Raw genomic sequence first — 20,595 nt, forward strand, 5'->3', positions numbered from 1 at the left:
AGGTTGGAACCGGTTTACAGTTCCTTATAAATAGAAACATCGTTTCAATCTATTATATTTGTATTTACTGGCGAGTCATTGGGCGAATGACAAAAGTGTGATCGGAGTCGGAACGTTGTTTTGAATTTTTTATTTTTGCAGTTTTGGCAAGATTCTTGGTAAAGATCTGTTTGTTAACTATTTGATAAATAAGTAATAAAAAAGGCACAACTGATGTTGTGCCTCAATAGAGTTTTGAGCTGGAATATGGCGAATAACCGTAGGAAATAATCCTTAACTCAAATTAGTGATATTTACTGATTTAGCGAGCCAACCAACCGCCATCAACAGCGATCGTGTAACCACTGATATAGTCAGATGCTTTGGATGCCAGGAAGACGACAGGACCTTTCAGGTCATCAGGCAAGCCCCAGCGGCCTGCTGGGATGCGATCAAGAATCTCTTTGCTACGTTCTTCATCTTTGCGCAGCTGTTGGGTGTTGTTGGTTGCCATGTAACCTGGTGCCACTGCGTTCACGTTGATGCCGTGTTTAGCCCATTCGTTTGCTAACAGACGAGTCACACCCATTACCGCACTTTTCGATGCCGTATAAGAAGGAACACGGATACCGCCTTGGTAAGACAGCATCGACGCTACGTTGATGATTTTGCCGCCAGTGCCTTGCTTGATAAATTGCTTGGCAACCGCCTGAGACATAAAGAACACTGTTTTGATATTCACGTTCATCACATCATCCCAGTCCTTTTCGCTGAAATTGATTGCATCTTCGCGGCGGATAATACCGGCGTTATTGACCAGGATATCGATTCGGCCAAATTCAGCGATGGCGCGTTCTAACAGGGCAGGGATACCATCGATTTTGCTCAGATCAGCCGTCAGGCTTAAGAAGCGGCGACCCAAGGCAGTCACTTTCTCGATGGTTTCTTTTGGCTCAACAATATTCACACCAACAATGTCACAACCCGCTTCGGCTAAACCAATCGCCATGCCTTGGCCCAAACCCGTATCACAGCCGGTAACCAGAGCAATTTTACCCTTTAACTCAAAGGAATCTAAGATCATAGCTAACATCTCTCTCAAGGCGGCCAAAGAGTACCGCGATTATAATATTGGGGAGAAAACCGCCCAAAGGACGGCTTTGGTAGGGTGATGCTTAACGCCGTTGACAAACATTTAGCGCAGTTCGCTAACGGCAATGTGGTCCATATCACCGAAGACCTGGTTTTCACCGACCATGCCCCAGATGAAGGTGTAACGTTTAGTGCCTACACCTGAATGGATAGACCAACTTGGTGAAATAACTGCCTGCTCGTTATGAACCAGCAAATGGCGAGTTTCCTGCGCCTGGCCCATCATGTGGAAGACGGCTGTTTCTTCGTCCATATCAAAGTAGAAATACACTTCCATGCGGCGGTCATGGGTATGACAGGGCATCGTGTTCCAGAGATTGCCGGGCGCCAGCTTGGTCAACCCCATGGTCAGTTGGCAGGTTGGCAACACATCGGGCACGATGTATTTATTGATAGTGCGACGATTACTGGTCGCGTCATCACCCAATGTTTGCGGTGCAGCCTCTGCCAGTGTGATTTTCTTATTGGGATAAGGGGTATGCGCCGGCGCGCTGTTGTAGTAAAACTTGGCCGGTTTGCTGCTTTCAAGGCTACTAAAGGTGACTTCTATAGCGCCTTTTCCTACATACAGTGCTTCTTCATTACCGATTTCATAAACCAGTCCATCAACAGTGATAAGGCCCGGCCCGCCAATATTGATAACACCCAGTTCCCGGCGCTCCAGAAAGTAACTCACACCTAACTGCTTGCCCACTTCATCACCAATGCTGACTGTTTTCTCGACCGGCAAAATACCGCCCACAATGATTCGGTCGATGTGGCTATAGGTCATTGTGTATTCATCTGAAACAAAAATATTTTCAATCAGAAATTCACGACGCAGACCTGCAGTATCGAGTTGCCTGGCGTGGTCGCTATGAATGCTTTGACGAGTTTGCATGTCGGTGCCTCTCTTTCGGTTCGGACCGGTGTTTCTTTTGATGTGGTGATGATAGTATTTGCGGGAAGTTAATTCAATAAAAATGAAATGATGTTTTATTATTTTTTGAGGGGTGTCATGATTTTTGGATTAATAATGTTCAAACTGTGGATTTTGGCCGTAGAATGGGCCGAATTCAGCGTAAAACTGTGACTAGGTTACACCAGAACCATTTTGCATAATAATGAGGAGAAACAATGAAGATGTTCTTTATTAATGATGAAACGCCTTGGGAAGAGTTAGGTAATGGTATTAAACGCAAGGTCATGACCTGGAGCGATGATCTGATGATGGTCTGCGTTCACTTTGATAAGGGCGCAATTGGTGTTGCGCATAAGCATGATATTCACGACCAGATTGCTTATGTTGCGGCAGGTAGTTTTGAAGTGGAAATTGAAGGACAGAAACGTATTTTGAAAGCGGGTGATGCTTATCGTGCGGTTAAGAACGAGATGCATGGAGCCGTATCACTGGAAGACAATAGTATTTTGATCGACACCTTCAATCCCAAACGGGATGATTTCCTGTAAAACATATTCAGGCGGCTGGGTATCAACGCCAACCGCCTTTATTAATACAACAGTCACCCGCAGGAAGTCATATCTTCGTCACCACAATCTATTGTGACTTAATCGACAGTTACGAAATATCTTCTTTACGTAATTGTTCTAATGACTCCAACTGTATATCCGCTAATACCCAACGAGGGTCGGCTCGGTATTCAACTGAAGGGATGACAATAGAGCGCATACGTGCCGCTTTGGTGGCAATCATCCCATTGACTGAATCTTCCAGCGTGACACATTCTAGGGGATCGACACCCAGCTCAGATGCAGCATTCAAATATACTTCAGGATGTGGTTTGCTGTGCGGCAGGTATTCTGCTGATACCAGACGGTCGAAGTATTTTTCAATATTTAACATCGCCAGGACACGTTTTTGCATATGCAGCGGCGAAGCTGATGCCAGACCAATTTTTAGCCCTTGGGCGCGGCACAGCTCCAGTGCATATTGCACGCCGGGCAAAACCGGTTTGGTCTCTTCCACTAAATCTATCGCTCGGGCAATAATACGTTTGCAAACTTCTGCCTGACTTGGCCCCTGCCAAGGCATGGACTGGAACCAAAGCTTCACCACTAAATCAATGCGCAATCCAAGAGTATCGGGCAGGGAGTCTCTCGACGAGGTATCCAGCCCCAGCTCGGTGAAAATATCAAGTTCAGCCTGTAGCCATAACGGTTCCGAATCAATGAGCAAGCCGTCCATATCGAAAATTGCGGCCTTAATTGCGTGAGGGGTCGCCATTTATTATTTCTCCTGTTTGGTTTCTAGCTACCGATTGAACACTCTATCATTGGTTCATGGTGATTGAACTGCCAGAACACAATTCTCTGTCTTTCTTACGGTATAATTTATTAACTTAATGATATTGCGCTGGATGAGCTAGGCTTGAGTTTGCATGAATCGTAATAACATTCACAAAATTCTGCACAAGATCGGGGTGTAGCGGGTAAACTAAAGCTACATAAGTTGTGGTATTTACAAGGAGAAGTCATGACCTATCAACAGGCTGGGCGTGTCGCTATCATCAAACGGATAGCCGGGTGGCTCGTATTTATTCCAGCGCTGCTGTCAACATTGATTTCAATTATCAATTTTGCCTATCAATATAGTCAAAAAAGCACAGGGATTAATGCGGTTATGCTGGATTTTATCCATGTAATGACCGATATGATCCGCTTTAACACGACTTTTCTGGATATCTTCTGGTACAACTCGCCAGTACCTGATTTCGAACAAGGGTTCTCAGCATCGAACATCATGTTCTTTATTATTTATATGCTGATTTTCGTGGGTTTGTCATTACAGGCATCGGGTGCGCGCATGTCACGGCAAGTACGGCATATACGCGAAGGTATTGAAGACCAAATGATTTTAGAGCAGGCGAAGGGCAGTGAAGGGCGTAGTCGTGAGCAATTGGAAGAAAAAATCGTTCTACCACATCACACTATCTTTTTGCAGTTCTTTACCTTATATATTCTGCCATTGGTCATCGGTGTAGTGTTCTATTTTGTGATTAAACTATTAGGATTGATGGCTCAGGGGTAACAAGATTAGCGGCCCCTCTTTTTTGCTGCACCATAATGAAAAGGCCCATAATTTTGGGCCTTTGCTATTAATCTATCTGAAATTTAAAAATGAGTTTACTGACAGAATTTTATGTCAGGTGAGATGCAATAGTTATCCTGCACTCACAATATTGCTGTGTTGATTCCCTTATGCTGTAGCCCTATTCCCTCTCTTACATCAGTCAAGTCATGAACGTTTTTATTTCAAAAAAAATGCGTAATTTTATTATTTTGGCCCAAACCAACAGCATGGCGAAAGCGGCAGAAAAATTACATATGACCGCTTCACCTTTTGGTAAGAGTATTGCGGCCCTGGAAGAATTGGTGGGATATGCGCTGTTTACTCGAAATGAAAAGAGCATCAGTTTAAACAAAGCAGGTCAGGAACTTTATCAAGAATTATTCCCTATTTATCAACGGCTATCGGCGATTGATAATACCATTGTCTCACTGTCTCAGCGGCAGAAAAATATCGTTATTGGCATTGATAACACCTATCCCACCATCATTTTTGATCAGTTATTCAGCCTCAGTGATAAGTATGATGGGGTGACGGCTCAGCCTTTCGAGTTCAGTGAAAACAGTGTGATAGATGATTTACTCGACAGGCGGGTGGATTTCATTATTTCACCGCAACAGGCTTCCCCCCGGGTGACGCATATTGATAGTTTACAAACCACGGAGCTGCCATTACTGCGACTCGGCTTTTTAGTTTCGCGTCGTTTTGAAAATTGCCAATCGTTGGAACTTCTGAATACGCTGCCGTGGTTGCAAATGCGGTTTCAGAATCGGGCTAATTTTGAATCCTTATTAGATGCGCATTTCCGTTCCAATGGGATTAACCCGACTATTATTTATCGCCCTTACAGTTTTATGGCAAAAATCAGTGCGGTTGAGCAGGGGCAATTTCTGACCGTCGTCCCACAGTTTGCTTATCGGTTAGTGAATCCAGCAAAACTTAAATATTTCGATGCGCCAAATCAGCCCATGTATATGCGCGAGTATCTCTATTCAATCAAGAATAATCACCATATAGAACAAGTCATGGGCTATATCCATTCGGATCGTGATGGCGATTAAGGCGCCAGCATGGAACCATATTCAAATAAGTTTTGATGTAGCCGAAATGCCTGGGTCAGGTCGTGATGTAAATGCCCCCCTTTGGCCTGTGCCAGGTATTGATGCAAATAGTCGCGATACATCGGATGGGCGCAGTGATTGATAATCGTCACTGCGCGTTGCATCGGCGACAAGCCGCGTAAATCCGCAACGCCTTGTTCGGTAACAATAACTTTGACACTGTGTTCACTGTGGTCAACATGAGTACACATTGGCACAATGGTGGAGACTTTTCCTCCTTTGACGATGGAGGGAGCCATAAAGATAGATAGATAGGCATTGCGCTCAAAATCGCCACTGCCGCCAATACCATTAACCAATTCGGTGCCCGCTACATGGGTGGAATTGGCATGACCATAAATATCAAACTCCAATCCCACATTGAGGGCAATAACGCCTAACCGGCGAATGATTTCCGGGTTGTTAGAAATCTCTTGTGGACGCAAAACGATTCGGCTGGAGAAAAAGTCCATATTGTCATAGATTTTTTTCAGTGTGGCAGGTGAAATGGTTAAGCTCGAGGCACTGACACCCAGTACTTTTTCGGTCTCTAGCAACTGCACCACCGATTCCTGTAAAACCTCTGAGTACATCATAAACGGCGGAATGTCGGGATTTTCCCCAAGGCGTTTCATCACCGCATTATTGATATTACCGACTCCGCTTTGCAGCGGAAGAAACTCGGGCGGAATACGGCCTAATTTCAGTTCATTCAGCAAGAAACTCACCACATTATCGGCAATTTTCTCGCACAATGGATTTTCGCGATCAAGGCTATTACTGGCATCCGGTAGCTCAGTTTCGACAATGCCGACAATCTTGGCTGGATCAACCTGTACATAAGGTTGGCCCACCTTATCCAGAGTATGGAATATCGGCAGAGTATTGCGTCGAGGAGGCGCACCCAGCATAACAATATCGGCCAATTCTGCGACCCTAGGGCTGTGATAATGATTTAATTCGATGATGATTTTCTTGGCTTTATGCAAAAAGACCGGTGAGTTACCAATGCCACTGGTGAGATAAACTTTCCCATCGGCGGTGATGGCTGAGGCCTCAATCACCGCCACGTCAATATCACCAAAGAAACCGTAGTTAACCATTTGCGCCACTTCACTCAGGTGCAAATCAACAAAGCTGACCGAGCCCTGATTAATTTTTTCCCGCAATAGTGAGGCGGTTTGATAAGGCGCACGCCAGACTACAGCCTCGGCGGCGGCTAATTCATCATCAGCCTGAGCACTGATTGATGCGCCAGTCAGCAAGCGGATTTGAAACTCTTTCTGCTGTTGGTGGTGCGCTATAGCGCGTTTGGCAATGGCCGCGGGCAGCACTTTGGGTGATCCCGCCGGGGTAAAACCACTGAACACCACCATATTCCCATGCTCGATACACTCGGCGGCCTCATCAGCCGTCAATCTGCAATATGACCGTTTCATAGAGAAATCCTTAGCTGCGAGGGTTAACGTCCAAGAAAGTTAGGTTTACGTTTCTCCATAAAGGCGCTCATGCCCTCTTGGTAGTCATTGCTGTCGTAAACCGCGCGGCGCATGCCTTGAATGCGTTCAAATTCATCGGAATTCATGGTATGGGCTTCCCCTAAAACACGCAGTTCTTCTTTGATCACGGCAATCGCCAGCGGCGCTTTTTCAGAAATAACGTGCGCCAGTTTCAGGGTAAAATCTTCCAGTTCGCTGGGCTCAACCACATGATTGAGAATGCCCACGGATAAGGCGCGCTCGGCAGTGATAGGTGCGGCAGTAAAAATCAGTTCTTTGACAATGTGAAAACCCGCATCCCGGATAAGGTTGTGGATACCCACCAGGTTATATGGCACACCCAAATTCACGGGAGTCATGGAAAAGGTCGAGTTATTACAAGCAATAATAATATCTGAACTCATGATCATCTCGAATGCGCCGCCCCAGACACTGCCTTCAACCATTGAGATGATCGGTTTAGGATATTTTTGGATAACGCGGGTGATTTGGCGTAGCGGGTCGTCATAGGAAAGGGGATCACGTCGGCCGGTGGGAAGTTCGTGGATATCATGGCCGGCAGAGAACACTTTTGAGCCTTCGGCGGCGCGCAAAATAATGCAACGGATATCGGTTTTATTGAGGTCATGCAGCGCTAACATCAAATCATCCATAAACACTTTACTTAATGCGTTCAACTTGCGGGCGTGGTTGAACTCAATAATGCCAACCCGATTGGCAATCAACACTTTGACATACTGATAAGACATAATGGTTATCCCTTTAATTAAAAATTTTTTGCGTAATAAAATGAGTGACAGCGCTAATGCCGGCCCGCGGCGAAATTTGATTTTGTTGCAGCAGGACTTCCATTTGCTGATAGTGCTGGTGGATGTCGGGGCGGGAAAACAGGGCTGCCAGTGCGTTGACCTCGATTTGGTGGCGAACCCAATCTACATTCTGTTGCTGACGTAAGGTTGCCAACTGCCCGCTTTGGGTCATCACCGGCCAAAAGGTCTGTATTGCCTGCCAAACCTCGCGAATTCCCCGTTTTTCCAGGGCGCTACAGCTCAGTACGCGGGGTTGCCATGCCGGATATTTTCGGCGGATGATATTCAGTGCGCTGTGATACATGTGGCGGGCAATATCGACATTGATATGATTCTCGCCATCATCTTTATTGATGACGATAAAATCAGCCATTTCCATAATGCCTTTCTTAATACCTTGCAGATCATCTCCTCCTCCGGCAATTTGCAGTGAGAGAAAGCAGTCCACCATCGCGGCGACTTCCGTCTCCGATTGCCCAACCCCGACGGTTTCAACAATAACGATGTCATAACCCGCGGCTTCACAAAGTAAAATCAGTTCGCGGGTACTCTGACTGATACCGCCAAGGTGCCCTCTGGAGGGGACGGGGCGGACAAACGCATGCTCAGCACGCGATAAATTCAGCATGCGGGTTTTATCGCCCAAAATGCTGCCGCCGCTGACCGGGCTGCTGGGATCGACGGCTATCACCGCCACTTTGTGGCCTTGTGCCAACAACTCCTCTCCCAGCGCTTCAAGAAAAGTGCTTTTTCCTGCCCCCGGGGTACCGGTGACGCCAAGTCGTTTGGCTTGCCCGGTGTAGGGCATGATGCTGTCCAGTAGCCGGGCACTTAATTCTTGATGTCGGGGCAGGGTGCTTTCAGCCAGTGTCATGGCTTGCGCCAGTGCAGCCCGCTCTCCTCGGCGTAAACGCTGGATGTAATCATCCAGATTGTCGGCATTAATCATGACGGGTACTGATCAGTTTTAAGACATCACGCACGCTGGCTAACATCGGGGTACCTGGCCCATAAATAGCGGCAACACCGCGCTCACGTAAGAAGGCGTAGTCTTGTGGAGGAATGACACCGCCTGCTATCACGCAGATATCCTGGCGGTTATATTGGCGTAATGCCTCGACCAATTCAGGAATCAAGGTTTTATGGCCGGCTGCCAATGATGACGCACCAATGACATGGACATCATTCTCAACAGCCAGTCGGGCGATTTCTTCCGGTGTCGAGAACATGGGGCTAAGATCGACATCAAAGCCAAGATCAGAATAGGCACTGGCAATCACTTTCGCGCCACGGTCGTGGCCATCCTGGCCCATCTTGGCAATCAGTATTCTTGGGTGGCGGCCATTTTGGTCGAGGAAGTGCTGAGTTTGTGCGAGAATTTGGTCAAATTCTTGTGCGTCGTTTTCATTTTGATGATAGCTGTGGGCAATGACCCCGGTCACGCACTCGCTTGGTACCAGATAGCGGTCAAACTCGGTCTCCATGGCATCTGAAATCTCCCCTAATGTTGCCCGTAATCGTGCAGCTTGAACTGCTGCTTCCAACAGGTTTTCATTGTGTCCGGCGGCATGGCGCAACCGTGTTAATGCCTGTTGCACTGCCGTATTGTCACGACGGGCGCGGATATCTTTCAACTGGGCAATTTGTTCATTGCGCACTTTGACGTTGTCGATTTCCAACACTGGCGTTTCCGCTTCCTGCTCTAGTTTGTATTTATTCACTCCGACAATAACGCGCTTGCCTTGATCAATAAGTGATTGTTCACCCGCAGAGGCTTCTTCAATCATGCGTTTGGGCAGCCCGACCTCAATCGCTTTGGCCATTCCGCCCACATCATCAATTTGTTGAATGATTTTGCGTGCTTGTTTGACCATTTGATCGGTCAGTGACTCGACAAAATATGAGCCTGCTAATGGGTCAATGGTGCGGCAAATTTCTGACTCTTCTTGAATGATGATTTGCGTGTTACGCGCAATACGTGCTGAGAAATCAGTGGGTAAGCCGAGGGCTTCATCAAAAGCATTGGTATGCAAAGATTGGGTGCCGCCGAGGGTTGCTCCCAGCGCTTCAATGGTGGTGCGAATGATATTGTTATAAGGGTCTTGCTCGGTCAGACTCCAGCCTGATGTTTGGCAATGGGTGCGTAGCGCCAAAGATTTAGGATCAGTGGCACCAAATTGGCTTACCGCTTCACTCCAGAGATAGCGCGCAGCACGTAACATGGCGATATTCATAAACAAATCCATGCCAATGCCGAAGAAGAAGGAGAGGCGCGGGGCAAAGTCATCGATATTTAAACCGGCTTTCAACGCGGCTTTGATGTATTCAATGCCATCGGCGATAGTAAAGGCTACTTGTTGTACACAGTTAGCCCCGGCTTCCCCCATGTGGTAGCCACTGATACTAATGGTGTTAAAGCGCGGCATATTTTGTGAACTCCACGCAATAATGTCTGAAATAATGCGCATGGAGGGTTTTGGCGGATAAATATAGGTATTGCGGCACAAATATTCTTTTAGAATATCGTTTTGAATAGTACCGGTCAGTAGCGCCGGAGCCACACCTTGTTCTTCAGCGGCGACAATGTAAAACGCCATAATGGGCAGCACGGCGCCATTCATGGTCATTGAGACTGACATTTTATCCAGTGGGATTTGGTCGAATAAGACTTTCATATCTTCGACGCTATCAATTGCCACCCCCGCTTTCCCAACATCACCAGAAACGCGTGGGTTGTCGGAGTCGTAACCGCGGTGTGTGGCCAGGTCAAAGGCAACTGAAAGCCCTTTTTGCCCCGCAGCCAGATTTCTGCGATAAAAGGCATTTGACTCTTTAGCGGTTGAAAACCCTGCATATTGGCGAATAGTCCAGGGTTGCGCTGCATACATTGTGGCTCTTGGCCCTCTGACATAAGGTGCCATGCCGGGAAGGGAGCCCGTGACTTCTAACCCATCCAGGTCGCTGGCGGTATACAGCGGTTTGACTGCAATACCTTCCGCTGTTTTAGTGACTAAGTCTTCGACTTTTTTTCCTCGTCGGTTGAGTTCTTTATTAGCAAGGTTTTCCCATTCGCGGATATCACCCATTGTATGGCTCCCAATTATTGGCAATAGAGTCCTATTAAGGAGAGTTGTATTTCCTTAATGAAGGCTCTTGATTTTATTTAAGTAAGCGCTTTTTAACGGGAATTGTCGCTGGCAAAAAAGAACAGGGTTTACGGTCATTATTAGACGTCAGGAATGCATCTAATATGTGGTTTGGTTCATACTTTTTTAGAAAAAGTAATTTATTGCAGAATGTGGGGGTATAAAAAAGCACCCGGTGAGTTGGATATCAATTCACCGGGTGCTAGTGACGGACAACTGACAAACTAAAATTTTTCGGGATGCAGCAGTTGCTCCACAGCTTTCTGCGCATTAATCCAATGTTGGCCACCGAATAAGTTACTGCGGTTCAGTAGATAATAAAGTTGATAAATAGGCTGTCGTTCAATAAAGCCAACAGGGAGCGACCAGATACTCTGATAGCCATCATAAATCTGTGCCGGAAGTGCAGGGTAGAGCGGCAACATGGCAAGGTCACATTCGCGGTCACCCCAATAGCAGGCGGGATCAAAAATAACCGGGCCATTTATACTGGCGGCGCAGTTCGCTGGCCATAAATCACCATGTAATAATGAAGGCTGCGGCTGGTGGCCCTGTAAACGCTCTTGCACCCGTTGGGTTATATGATCAATATCGCCAAATGACATGCCTTTCTCGGCGGCTAATTGCAATTGCCAGCCGATACGCTGTTCAGCGAAAAATTGCGCCCAGCGGCGTTGCCAACTGTTAGGTTGTGGCGTGGTGGCTAAATCATTATCAAAATCCAGCCCAAATTGAAGTTGTTCACTCCATTGATGTAAATGGGCTAATTGTTGCCCCAAACAATACGCACTGTGAGCATCTAATGGTTTAAGCGGAAGATATTCGAGTAGCAAGAAACTGTATTCACGATCACTGCCCACACCATAGACTTCTGGCACCCTGACCGTTTTACTGCGGGATAATAAAGAGAGTTGATCTGCCTCGGCGGTAAATATCGGCAGCATTTCACGGGTATCACATTTGACAAAAACCTCAGTTTCGCCATAGCTGAGGCGCCAGGCTTGATGAATATCTCCGCCGGGCAGTTCGGTTCTTTCTCGAATTTCAGCCGGCCCAAGATATTCACTTAACAGACGATTCACTGCTTGCCACATGATGTACCCCCTATTAGCTGCCAGTTATACCCTGCATCTTATTAAAGAGTGGTTCGCTTGCTGCTGACCTGTAATCCAATACCTCTGAATACAGAGTATTAGGTTAGCTTTTTTATAGTGCATAGAACAAGAGTCTATGCACAGGGATACCCATGCCGGATCAAATAAAAGACGGATTGTGCTCATTATTTAGAATATAGAGTAAAGCTCAATTCATTATAGCAGGTTACCTTTTGGCGCGTTTTGAGTAGGTTCATTTTTAACCGCCAAGGCTATTGGATGGCCTTTGGTCGGTTTTATGAGGTTGTAAATAAGCGCAATAACAAAGAACAGTGCCTGAATAATGACGATGCAGGGCCCAGTAGCGCCATCAATATGGAAACTTATTAAAGTACCTAATACGCACGCGACCACCGAAACGACAGTAGCAACAACTAACATCTGATCAAAACTGCGACAAACCATAAAGGCGATAATGCCGGGTGCTATCAACATGGCGATAACTAAAATAACCCCAACCGCCTGTAATGAAGCCACGATAGTTAATGCCAGCAAACAGAGTAGGCCATAGTGCAGTAACTTAACCGGTAGCCCAATAACGCGGGCATGGTTGGGATCAAAACAGTACAGCATAAAGTCTTTACGTTTTAATAGTACAACTAACAATGTGAAGCCGGCGATCCAGAGCGTTTGTTTCAGCTCTGCCAGCGAAATACCCAGCATATTACCGAATAAAATATGGCTCAGATGCTGATCGGTATCCATGCGAGAAAACAGCACCAAGCCGAAAGCGAACATGCCAGAGAAGACAATCCCCATAACAGTATCTTCTTTAACCCGACTGTTCTCTTTTAAGTAGCCTGTGGCGACTGCACAAAATATCCCCGAGACAAAAGCACCAATAACCAATGGGATACCGAGCCAAAAGGCCAACACTATACCCGGTAACACGGCGTGAGAGATGGCATCTCCCATTAATGACCAACCTTTTAATACCAGGTAGCAAGATAACACCGCGCACACCACACCGGTGATAATCGCGGCGACTATCGCCCGTTGCATAAAAGGATAGGCGAAAGGTTCGCTCACCAGACTGAAGAATGTGTTCATGCATTATCCTCCGGGTGAGGGGCTGCAGGGTGACGGCGCTTCTGACGCGATTGATACCGCGTCGCCAATAAACCGTGTTTGGGGGCGAAGAAAAAGGCCAGAAGGAACACGACGGTTTGTAAGGTGACGATAACTCCACCTGTTGCGCCATCAAGATAGAAACTGAGATAGGCACCAAAGGCGCTGGTAAATGCGCCGATGGCAATCGCTATGACCAGCAAACGGCTGAAACGGTCTGTCAGCAAGTAGGCGGTGGCACCCGGTGTCACGACCATCGCAATCACCAGAATTGCCCCGACAGTTTGCAACGCCGCCACCGTACAAGCACTCAATAAGGTGAAGAATAAAATCTTTAAGCGCAGCGGTGACAAGCCAATTGACATGGCATGACTTTCATCGAAAAACACCGCCAGTAAATCCTTCCAAATCAGACACAAAATGACAAAAGAGATCAAAATAATGATTTCGACTTGCAGTACATCTTCATCAGCAATGCCCAAAATATTGCCGAAAATGATTGACTGCACATTGACCGAGGTGGGATTGAGCGAAACAATGAGCAGTCCGACGGCAAAGAAGGTGGAGAAGATAAAACCGATAATGGCATCTTCACGCAGGCGAGTGATATGGCGTACTAAGGTCATTGCTAACGCGGCGAGCATCCCGGTAAAGAATGCCCCTGCGGCATAGGGCAAGCCGAGGGCATACGCGCCAGCGACGCCAGGTACCACGGAGTGAGAGAGCGCATCTCCCATCAGCGACCAGCCTTTCAGCATCAAATAAGCGGATAAGAAAGCGCAGACGGCACCGACAATCGCGCTGACCCAAATGGCCTTGACCATATAATTGTAGTTAAAAGGTTGCAGTAAGATTTCCAGCATCAGGGATTGCTCTCCTTCGACTGGCTTTGTGCCGGTGGATCATTTTTGGTATGACCATAAAATACCGCTGGCCGTTCGTCATCGGTGATGACAGTCACGGTGCGAGGATCATTATCGTCGTGTAGCGTGTTCCCCGACAGGTTGATATGGCGCAGTACGCCACCAAAGGTCATTTCCAGGTTCTTTTGAGTAAAGGTGGTTTCTGTTGGACCTGCGGCCAGTACCGTTTGATTAATCAGAATCACATGATCACAAAACTCTGGCACGCTGCCGAGGTTATGGGTAGAAACCAAAATCAGATGACCTTCATCACGCAATGCTCGCAACAGGTCTATGATGGCATTTTCCGTTTTGACATCAACACCGGTAAACGGCTCATCTAGCAGCAATACAGTGCCTTGCTGGGCCAACGCTCGGGCCAGAAAGACACGTTTTTTCTGCCCGCCAGAAAGTTCGCCTATCTGACGTGAACGCAAGGCGGTTAATCCGACCCGTTCAATGGCCTTATCGACAATAGTTTTATCTTCACGACTCGGAATCCGCAAAAAATTCATTTTCCCGTAGCGCCCCATCATGACGACGTCTTCGACTAATACCGGGAAATTCCAGTCTACATCTTCCGTCTGCGGAACGTAGGCAATAGTGTTTTGCTTTAATGCATGGCTAATCGGCTTATTGCTCAGCTCTACTTTGCCCACACTGGGCTTCACTTGCCCCATGATGCTTTTAAACAGGGTAGATTTACCGCTCCCATTGACGCCGACCAGTGCGCAGATAGTCCCACCCATTAGTGAGAAACTGGCGTCGTAAATAGCAGTATGCCCATTGTTATAGGTGACAGTAACGTTATCTACTATCAACTCGGGGCGGACAAAAACAGCAGTGTTCATTGACCAAATCCTTTCGCGATAGTTTGCACGGTGGTGTTAATCAAATCGATATAAGTAGGAACGGGTCCTTTTTCATTCGATAAAGAATCAACATATAACACCCCACCGTATTGCGCACCGGTTTCTTTACTGACCTGCTTGGCGGGTTTATCAGAAATAGTGCTTTCACTAAATATTACCGGGATTTTATTGGCGCGCATGGTATCAATGACACGACGCACCTGCTGCGGAGAGCCTTGCTCTTCAGCATTGATTGGCCATAAATAAACCTCTTTGAAGCCATAATCTTTTGCCAGATAGCTAAAAGCGCCTTCACTAGTGACCAGCCAGCGCTGTTCTTGCGGAATTCGGGATAAACGCTCGCGCAGCGGGGCATCCAACGCAGCAATTTTTTCTGCGTAGGCTTTGGCATTGCGATTGTAAGTCTCAGCATGAGCAGGATCGTGCTCGACCAGTGCCTTGCGAATATTTTCAATATAGATCAATGCGTTTGATGGTGACATCCAGGCGTGAGGGTTAGGGATGCCTTTATAAGGCCCTTCACGAATGGGGAGTGGCGTGATGCCATCAGTTACCACCGCCGAAGGAACATCTTTAATATTTTCAAAGAAACGCTCAAACCAGCGTTCCAGATTCATGCCATTCCATAAGATCAGGTCTGCTGATTGTGCTTTCACGATGTCGCGTGGGGTCGGCTGATAGTCATGAATTTCAGCGCCGGGTTTAGTGATTGATTCAACAATGGCTGCATCACCGGCGACATTTTGCGCGATATCCTGAATAATTGTGAATGTCGTCACAATTTTGAATTTTTTATTTGAATCGTTTGGCTGGTTTTCTGCCCATGCAGAGGTGTTCATCAGCAATAAAATTGCAACGACTGTAAACAAGGTTATGGTATGTAAAAAACGAGGCGTCAAGGTGCTAATAGACTGCAGGTAGGGTATTTTTTGCTTAATAAACATGGCGATGTTCCCTTTCTTTAAATGAAAATGATTATCAATATCATTGAGAGTGAAGTCAAGCCTCGCCATACAATAAACTAAAACTTACCGATAGTTACCGAATATAGCCTGATAATTATGTTGATAATGGTCAAACTAGGCCAAAAAATCTATTTGGACGAGGTGACAACTTGTATATGCTACCCAACGGCTTATCAGCACGGGGAATATTGTGAATCCAAAAGTCGGTTGCTTAATAGCAGTTTTATTGCTGGCGGGGTGTGCGAAACAATCTCCTCCACCGCAAGCAAATAACGGGTGGCTAAAAAAAGCACCTGAAGGTGGTTTCCTTAATGCACCGAAAAGCAGCGCAGGTTCAAGTACAGTTGCGTATAGCGATGTAATTAAACAAGCAGCCAGCCATTATGGTGTTGATGAAACTTTGATTAAAGCCATTATCCAAGTGGAGTCTGGTTATAATCCTGATGTAGTGAGTACCTCAAATGCCGTGGGGTTGATGCAAATAAAAGCGTCTACTGCAGGTCGTGATGCGTACCGCATGAAAGGCCGCAATGGTCAACCAAGTTCTGGTGAATTAAAAGATCCGGTGAAGAATATTGATATTGGGACGGCTTATATCAATATTTTGCAAAATCAGCAGTTAGCGGGAATTAGTGATCCGCAAACATTGCGCTATGCAACTATCGTTTCTTATGCCAATGGTGCGGGGGCGATGCTGCGGACGTTCTCTTCAGATAAACGCCTGGCAGTGAATAAAATTAATAGTCTTAGCCCCAATGAGTTTTATCAGCATATACAGAAGAAACATCCGGCCGCGCAAGCACCACGTTATTTGTGGAAAGTCGATACCGCTTATCGGGCGATGTCAGAGTAATATTAAAACGCTAACCGATGTAGTTTATGGATGTTGTATTAGTATAAACATCGGCTAGCGTTTCCTTTAAGCTGTTATCGCACTAGGCAACAACAGGGTGGTAGTTGGCAATAATATCCAGCACGCCATTAATAATAAATTGCACGCCCATGCACACTAGCAAAAAACCCATCAAACGCGAAATCGCTTCAATACCACTCTTACCGACCCAACGCATAATTGCGCCTGAACTCAATAATGAGCCCCATAAAATCAGCGAGACGCTGAGGAAAATTAGCACTGGAGCCACTGTGATGACCCATGGGCTGAACATGGCATGACCTTTTACCGAGGCAGCGGAACTGATTATCATGGCGATGGTACCTGGCCCGGCAGTACTGGGCATGGCTAAAGGTACAAAGGCAATATTGATTGATTTGCGCTGCTTTAAATCCTGTGATTTTGCTTCTAATTGAGTGTCCTCCGCTGATTGCTGCGGGAAAAGCATACGAAAACCAATAAATGCCACAATCAGACCGCCTGCGATACGCAAGCCCGGAATAGAAATACCGAAGGTATTCATCACCACCTGACCGGCGTAAAATGCAATCGTCATAATAAAGAATACGTAGATTGACGCCATCTTCGACTGATGATTCCGCTCTTCGCTGGTCATATTTCCGGATAAGCCGAGTAATAGAGCCACTGTCGTTAATGGGTTTGCTAATGGCAGCAGGAGGACTAAGCCCAAGCCAATGGCTTTAAATAATTCGAGAATACTGTGCATCAATCTTGCTCCGAAAATGACATCAAACCGACCCGATGAAAGTAAAACATATCAGGTAATAAGCCGTATATTGGGCAAATATACCCGCACACGCCATTATTAATTACTGACCTTGTCACTCTACGCGATACATTAGGTAAAAGGCTATATCGCTTTTTTTTCGCCAAGTTATCGCTGTCGGTACCTCATCGTTGGTATTACAAGGGTTGGACTACAAAGAGGATATGTGATGCAGATCAATCTCTGGCGGGCAACAGTTGGTTCAATACCACAGATCCAGAATATACTCGTCATACTTCAAGCTGCATGTGTCGGCTGTTCTCTCGCATCCGAACCGATTTGTTATTCGCTTGCGCCTTCCTGCAACTCGAATTATTTAAAGTATAATCATGCCAGTATCAATTTTTGCAAGGAATAGGAATTTGTGCATTTGTGATATCAGCGTCGAAGATGAATTTATTCGTCAGCCATTATCGGCTTCTGTTGCCTGGGTATTAGATACCCAAGCTGCGCGAGCCCGAGGACGTTTACGCTTCTTAAAACCTAAACGTGAAGCCCGCCCACGCTGGCGTCTGACACCACTCAAAGATACTTACGAAATTCGTTTTTATCCTCACCGTTTACCAGAGTTGTGGTTTTTCAGTGCGGAAAATGCTGCCCGGAAGCGGCTTTGAACGTTGCTATCTGAGGGTTTTGTTTGACAACTTACTCAAGTGAATTTATTTTCATTTTTTGTGAATTTAAATTTACTCGAGTGATTTATGTCAAATCCGCTGTTGCCGGTAGAAAAACAGTTTTATGATTACAATCAGCATGATTTAACTGCATTTGTAGCAAATTTCAGTGATGCGTTTATTGCTTATCGAATGCCGTCTACCACACCTTCTTTGGTGGGGAAACAGCAACTAACCGACTTCTATCAAACCCAGCGTTTTAATATTCCGGCTTTAAGAGCTGAATTGATTTCACGCAGTGTGCTGGGTAATAAGGTGTTCGATTTCGAAAGAATTCATGGGTTAAGTGATGACCCCATAGAGAGCATGGCTGTTTTTGAGGTCAATGATGGATTGATTATGACTGCATGGTTTTACTTTAAATAATGCGTTTTTTCTGGACGAGTTACTGATTTCAATCGGAGGCAGGCATGGGTTTTACTGATAATGAACGTCGCGCGCTGTTGGCCGTCAAGGGGGTAGGGCCGACAGTTGTTACGCGACTGGAACAACTTGGTTTTACTTCGCTGGCGCAATTGGGCCAGGCCGATATGAATGAAATTGTGAGCAGTGCTGCAGCTATGATGGGGTCTACCTGTTGGAAAAATAGCCCACAAGCGCGTTCAGCAATTCAAGCTGCGATTGATCTGGCCAAAATGCATTCATTATAGTGAGTGTATCCCGGCCATTATCTGCCTTGTACCCTGTTATTCAAACACCCAACACGCGCAGCTTATTTCGTTTTTTGCCTGGCCGTGGGGTATGGCATCAACAAGTCATCCAATATTTGCATCCTTTCCTCTATCGGAATATATAACCAACGCGTAAGCCAAGGTGTCTTCTCTGTGCACGGTTGATCCGTTCGCCGAAAGTAAAGTTCGAGACCTGACAGAACGTCATCAATCTGTTTCATCCTATTTCTCCTTTTTAACGACCAGTGAGCAAATCATAGGCAACAAAATACGGAAGAAAAACGGATGGAATCTATTTTATTGTTCAGTATTTAGAGGTGAAAATCCGTAGCTGGGCGATGTGGTAGGAATATACTGCGAAAGCGTATTGCTTTCGGTGTCGGGGCGGCGTTCCAGTAACCATTGCTACACGGAAACGGAAATTTATTATGGGCACTTCCTGTAGAAATAGCAATACACCCAGTGCTACTCAAAAGCAATAGATCATAATGTAAATCATTGTTGGTGAGAATAAACATCTTTACATAACTGATGCTTCTTGCATGTGTGATAAAATAGGTTCCCTTCGCCAAACGTAACATTTCAATAAATTGCTCAGGCGATTCAATCGTTTGTCTTTAGTTATTATCGGAAATACCTAATTCTAAAACAGACACATTTTAACTCATCAGAGCGCATTTTAGCGATTGGGAGCATGCTATGGTTGGCCCGTTTATTAACAGTGCGGGGATAATACTTGGTGGTATCGTCGGTGTCTTACTCGCCCGCCATGTCCCCAAACGGTTACAAGAGGGATTACCGGCAACATTTGCCCTGGCATCCATATCCATTGGTATTGTGATGGTAGTAAAAGTGCACTATATGCCTGCTGTTATTTTGGCATTGATTATTGGGACAGCGGTGGGGGAATTACTATCACTGGAACAGGGTGTTAAGTGGGGGGCCAATAAAACCCGCGCGCTGTTAGAACGTATCATTCCTTCTCGCAGTACCTTGCCGCCCCAGGAGTTTGCACAAAGTTTCACCGCCATGATTGTCTTGTTTTGTGCCAGTGGATTGGGGGTTGTGGGTTCTTTAACTGAAGGTATTACTGGTGATTTTCAGCTGCTATTCGTCAAAGCTCTGATGGACTTTTTCACTGCGCTGATATTTTCCATTTCGCTAGGTATTGCGTTGGTGGCAATTGCCATTCCTCAATTGCTTATTCAAATTGCATTAGTTTTCCTGGCAAAGCTGATTATGCCCTATATGGATGATATCGCCTTTGCCGATTTTTCTGCCTGTGGTGGGATTATTATGATTGCAGTAGGATTGCGAATTGCACAAATTAAAATATTTGCAGTGGTGAATTTTCTACCGGCATTATTGTTTGTCGTGCCAATTTCTTATTTATGGCGCCATTTTATGACATAAGAATTTTTGGGGATAAGCGATTAACTTCCTAAAACGGTAGACTTCTTTGCCAATGCTAGTCATAGAAGCAACCGTTTCAGCATGGTGCAATGATATGTTTTTATTTGATTATTTTCTGTCTAGCCAATTTTTCGGCACAAAAATTTGCCTTTTATTACGCCATCAAAAAAACGACCTTTCGAAACAACAGACATAAAATTCTGATGAACCCGCTCTGGGACACCTAGATACTGATAAATCCCTTGTTCACGGAATTGTATCTCCAGCATGCGATTTTCAGGATCATAACCAATCGACAAAATTCTGGAGGATGTAACAGGTTGTCGCTGCAATAGTTGACCCTCAGTTATACGGTGTTGATATTATGCTGATCGTAGAGCAGTTTAAGTATGATAACTTTGTCGACGATCATTATCACTGTTTGGTTGTAGCATTAATAGATTAT

The 20,595-nt window shown here is 45.9% G+C and carries 22 protein-coding genes; 8 read left to right on the top strand and 14 right to left on the bottom strand.

Annotated elements, in window-relative coordinates; all coding sequences use genetic code 11:
• Positions 1-301: 301 nt before the first annotated feature.
• Together kduD and kduI are read right to left on the bottom strand one after the other, a co-directional pair.
• On the bottom strand, positions 302-1,063 hold the full coding sequence (gene kduD / locus ACF3VQ_RS09520) for a 2-dehydro-3-deoxy-D-gluconate 5-dehydrogenase KduD (protein ID WP_392434990.1): 762 nt from the start codon (positions 1,061-1,063) through the stop codon (positions 302-304).
• A gap of 111 nt (positions 1,064-1,174) precedes the next feature.
• On the bottom strand, positions 1,175-2,011 hold the full coding sequence (kduI, locus tag ACF3VQ_RS09525) for a 5-dehydro-4-deoxy-D-glucuronate isomerase (RefSeq protein ID WP_392434992.1): 837 nt from the start codon (positions 2,009-2,011) through the stop codon (positions 1,175-1,177).
• Between the two features lie 236 nt (positions 2,012-2,247).
• On the opposite strand from kduI, the gene ACF3VQ_RS09530 reads away from it, so the two are divergent.
• A complete protein-coding gene (locus ACF3VQ_RS09530; RefSeq protein WP_005170147.1) occupies positions 2,248-2,580 on the top strand; it encodes a cupin domain-containing protein in 333 nt (110 codons plus the stop codon).
• 109 nt (positions 2,581-2,689) lie between these two features.
• On the opposite strand, the gene hxpB is transcribed toward ACF3VQ_RS09530, so the two are convergent.
• Positions 2,690-3,355, bottom strand: a complete 666-nt coding sequence (gene hxpB / locus ACF3VQ_RS09535) for a hexitol phosphatase HxpB (protein WP_392434993.1) — start codon at positions 3,353-3,355, stop codon at positions 2,690-2,692.
• 249 nt (positions 3,356-3,604) lie between these two features.
• Between hxpB and ACF3VQ_RS09540 the strand changes: the two genes are divergently transcribed.
• Both ACF3VQ_RS09540 and ACF3VQ_RS09545 read left to right on the top strand, forming a co-directional pair.
• On the top strand, positions 3,605-4,159 hold the full coding sequence (locus tag ACF3VQ_RS09540) for a YniB family protein (RefSeq protein WP_392434995.1): 555 nt from the start codon (positions 3,605-3,607) through the stop codon (positions 4,157-4,159).
• Positions 4,160-4,368: 209 nt separating this feature from the next.
• Positions 4,369-5,259 carry a LysR family transcriptional regulator gene (locus ACF3VQ_RS09545; protein WP_392434997.1) on the top strand — a complete coding sequence of 297 codons (891 nt, stop codon included), beginning with the start codon at positions 4,369-4,371 and terminating at the stop codon, positions 5,257-5,259.
• Here ACF3VQ_RS09545 and ACF3VQ_RS09550 read toward each other — a convergent pair.
• The 9 genes from ACF3VQ_RS09550 to yfeA all read right to left on the bottom strand — a co-directional run bounded on the left by ACF3VQ_RS09550 (position 5,256) and on the right by yfeA (position 15,692).
• Complete coding sequence (locus ACF3VQ_RS09550) at positions 5,256-6,737, bottom strand: succinate CoA transferase (protein WP_392434999.1); 1,482 nt, start codon at positions 6,735-6,737, stop codon at positions 5,256-5,258. The two genes, ACF3VQ_RS09545 and ACF3VQ_RS09550, sit on opposite strands and share 4 nt — an antisense overlap.
• A gap of 23 nt (positions 6,738-6,760) precedes the next feature.
• Positions 6,761-7,546 carry a methylmalonyl-CoA decarboxylase gene (gene scpB / locus ACF3VQ_RS09555; RefSeq protein WP_392435001.1) on the bottom strand — a complete coding sequence of 262 codons (786 nt, stop codon included), beginning with the start codon at positions 7,544-7,546 and terminating at the stop codon, positions 6,761-6,763.
• 13 nt (positions 7,547-7,559) lie between these two features.
• Positions 7,560-8,555, bottom strand: coding sequence for a methylmalonyl Co-A mutase-associated GTPase MeaB (meaB, locus tag ACF3VQ_RS09560; RefSeq protein ID WP_392435003.1), 996 nt, complete (start codon positions 8,553-8,555; stop codon positions 7,560-7,562).
• Positions 8,548-10,692 carry a methylmalonyl-CoA mutase gene (gene scpA / locus ACF3VQ_RS09565; protein ID WP_392435004.1) on the bottom strand — a complete coding sequence of 715 codons (2,145 nt, stop codon included), beginning with the start codon at positions 10,690-10,692 and terminating at the stop codon, positions 8,548-8,550. Before scpA ends, meaB begins: the two co-directional genes overlap by 8 nt.
• Positions 10,693-10,976: 284 nt before the next feature.
• Positions 10,977-11,846, bottom strand: a complete 870-nt coding sequence (locus ACF3VQ_RS09570) for a fructosamine kinase family protein (protein ID WP_392435006.1) — start codon at positions 11,844-11,846, stop codon at positions 10,977-10,979.
• 216 nt (positions 11,847-12,062) lie between these two features.
• A complete protein-coding gene (gene yfeD, locus ACF3VQ_RS09575) occupies positions 12,063-12,956 on the bottom strand; it encodes an iron/manganese ABC transporter permease subunit YfeD (RefSeq protein ID WP_392435008.1) in 894 nt (297 codons plus the stop codon).
• The gene (gene yfeC / locus ACF3VQ_RS09580) at positions 12,953-13,837 is read right to left on the bottom strand and encodes an iron/manganese ABC transporter permease subunit YfeC (protein ID WP_392435010.1); all 885 of its coding nucleotides are present in this window, start codon (positions 13,835-13,837) and stop codon (positions 12,953-12,955) included. The genes yfeD and yfeC overlap by 4 nt, the downstream gene beginning before the upstream one ends.
• Positions 13,837-14,727 (bottom strand): iron/manganese ABC transporter ATP-binding protein YfeB, encoded by an 891-nt coding sequence (yfeB, locus tag ACF3VQ_RS09585; RefSeq protein ID WP_392435012.1) that lies wholly within the window; start codon positions 14,725-14,727, stop codon positions 13,837-13,839. The genes yfeC and yfeB overlap by 1 nt, the downstream gene beginning before the upstream one ends.
• Positions 14,724-15,692 (bottom strand): iron/manganese ABC transporter substrate-binding protein YfeA, encoded by a 969-nt coding sequence (gene yfeA, locus ACF3VQ_RS09590; protein WP_392435014.1) that lies wholly within the window; start codon positions 15,690-15,692, stop codon positions 14,724-14,726. Before yfeA ends, yfeB begins: the two co-directional genes overlap by 4 nt.
• Before the next feature lie 211 nt (positions 15,693-15,903).
• On the opposite strand from yfeA, the gene ACF3VQ_RS09595 reads away from it, so the two are divergent.
• Entirely contained in the window at positions 15,904-16,566 is a 663-nt protein-coding gene (locus ACF3VQ_RS09595; RefSeq protein WP_392435016.1) for a transglycosylase SLT domain-containing protein, read from the top strand.
• An 82-nt stretch (positions 16,567-16,648) separates the two neighbouring features.
• Here ACF3VQ_RS09595 and ACF3VQ_RS09600 read toward each other — a convergent pair whose 3' ends face one another.
• Positions 16,649-17,332, bottom strand: coding sequence for a MarC family NAAT transporter (locus ACF3VQ_RS09600; protein ID WP_392435018.1), 684 nt, complete (start codon positions 17,330-17,332; stop codon positions 16,649-16,651).
• 422 nt (positions 17,333-17,754) lie between these two features.
• Here ACF3VQ_RS09600 and ACF3VQ_RS09605 point away from each other — a divergent pair, with 422 nt between their 5' ends.
• From ACF3VQ_RS09605 to ACF3VQ_RS09620, 4 genes are all read left to right on the top strand, one after another.
• Positions 17,755-18,006: a hypothetical protein gene (locus ACF3VQ_RS09605; RefSeq protein ID WP_392435021.1), complete on the top strand. Its 252-nt coding sequence runs from the start codon at positions 17,755-17,757 to the stop codon at positions 18,004-18,006.
• Between the two features lie 87 nt (positions 18,007-18,093).
• Positions 18,094-18,432, top strand: coding sequence for a nuclear transport factor 2 family protein (locus tag ACF3VQ_RS09610; RefSeq protein ID WP_392435023.1), 339 nt, complete (start codon positions 18,094-18,096; stop codon positions 18,430-18,432).
• 44 nt (positions 18,433-18,476) lie between these two features.
• Positions 18,477-18,716 carry a helix-hairpin-helix domain-containing protein gene (locus ACF3VQ_RS09615; RefSeq protein WP_392435025.1) on the top strand — a complete coding sequence of 80 codons (240 nt, stop codon included), beginning with the start codon at positions 18,477-18,479 and terminating at the stop codon, positions 18,714-18,716.
• 720 nt (positions 18,717-19,436) lie between these two features.
• Positions 19,437-20,150, top strand: coding sequence for a DUF554 domain-containing protein (locus ACF3VQ_RS09620; protein ID WP_392435027.1), 714 nt, complete (start codon positions 19,437-19,439; stop codon positions 20,148-20,150).
• 119 nt (positions 20,151-20,269) lie between these two features.
• On the opposite strand, the gene ACF3VQ_RS09625 is transcribed toward ACF3VQ_RS09620, so the two are convergent.
• Positions 20,270-20,482 (bottom strand): KTSC domain-containing protein, encoded by a 213-nt coding sequence (locus ACF3VQ_RS09625; protein WP_005161573.1) that lies wholly within the window; start codon positions 20,480-20,482, stop codon positions 20,270-20,272.
• Positions 20,483-20,595 lie beyond the last annotated feature (113 nt).

Source organism: Yersinia fenwicki (assembly GCF_043099325.1).
Taxonomy (GTDB): Bacteria; Pseudomonadota; Gammaproteobacteria; order Enterobacterales; family Enterobacteriaceae; genus Yersinia.

Coding starts and splice junctions, on each gene's coding strand:
- kduD (WP_392434990.1), bottom strand. CDS start 1,063: ATGATCTTAGATTCCTTTGAGTTAAAGGGTAAAATTGCTCTGGTTACC.
- kduI (WP_392434992.1), bottom strand. CDS start 2,011: ATGCAAACTCGTCAAAGCATTCATAGCGACCACGCCAGGCAACTCGAT.
- ACF3VQ_RS09530 (WP_005170147.1), top strand. CDS start 2,248: ATGAAGATGTTCTTTATTAATGATGAAACGCCTTGGGAAGAGTTAGGT.
- hxpB (WP_392434993.1), bottom strand. CDS start 3,355: ATGGCGACCCCTCACGCAATTAAGGCCGCAATTTTCGATATGGACGGC.
- ACF3VQ_RS09540 (WP_392434995.1), top strand. CDS start 3,605: ATGACCTATCAACAGGCTGGGCGTGTCGCTATCATCAAACGGATAGCC.
- ACF3VQ_RS09545 (WP_392434997.1), top strand. CDS start 4,369: ATGAACGTTTTTATTTCAAAAAAAATGCGTAATTTTATTATTTTGGCC.
- ACF3VQ_RS09550 (WP_392434999.1), bottom strand. CDS start 6,737: ATGAAACGGTCATATTGCAGATTGACGGCTGATGAGGCCGCCGAGTGT.
- scpB (WP_392435001.1), bottom strand. CDS start 7,546: ATGTCTTATCAGTATGTCAAAGTGTTGATTGCCAATCGGGTTGGCATT.
- meaB (WP_392435003.1), bottom strand. CDS start 8,555: ATGATTAATGCCGACAATCTGGATGATTACATCCAGCGTTTACGCCGA.
- scpA (WP_392435004.1), bottom strand. CDS start 10,692: ATGGGTGATATCCGCGAATGGGAAAACCTTGCTAATAAAGAACTCAAC.
- ACF3VQ_RS09570 (WP_392435006.1), bottom strand. CDS start 11,846: ATGTGGCAAGCAGTGAATCGTCTGTTAAGTGAATATCTTGGGCCGGCT.
- yfeD (WP_392435008.1), bottom strand. CDS start 12,956: ATGAACACATTCTTCAGTCTGGTGAGCGAACCTTTCGCCTATCCTTTT.
- yfeC (WP_392435010.1), bottom strand. CDS start 13,837: ATGCTGGAAATCTTACTGCAACCTTTTAACTACAATTATATGGTCAAG.
- yfeB (WP_392435012.1), bottom strand. CDS start 14,727: ATGAACACTGCTGTTTTTGTCCGCCCCGAGTTGATAGTAGATAACGTT.
- yfeA (WP_392435014.1), bottom strand. CDS start 15,692: ATGTTTATTAAGCAAAAAATACCCTACCTGCAGTCTATTAGCACCTTG.
- ACF3VQ_RS09600 (WP_392435018.1), bottom strand. CDS start 17,332: ATGCACAGTATTCTCGAATTATTTAAAGCCATTGGCTTGGGCTTAGTC.
- ACF3VQ_RS09610 (WP_392435023.1), top strand. CDS start 18,094: ATGTCAAATCCGCTGTTGCCGGTAGAAAAACAGTTTTATGATTACAAT.
- ACF3VQ_RS09615 (WP_392435025.1), top strand. CDS start 18,477: ATGGGTTTTACTGATAATGAACGTCGCGCGCTGTTGGCCGTCAAGGGG.
- ACF3VQ_RS09620 (WP_392435027.1), top strand. CDS start 19,437: ATGGTTGGCCCGTTTATTAACAGTGCGGGGATAATACTTGGTGGTATC.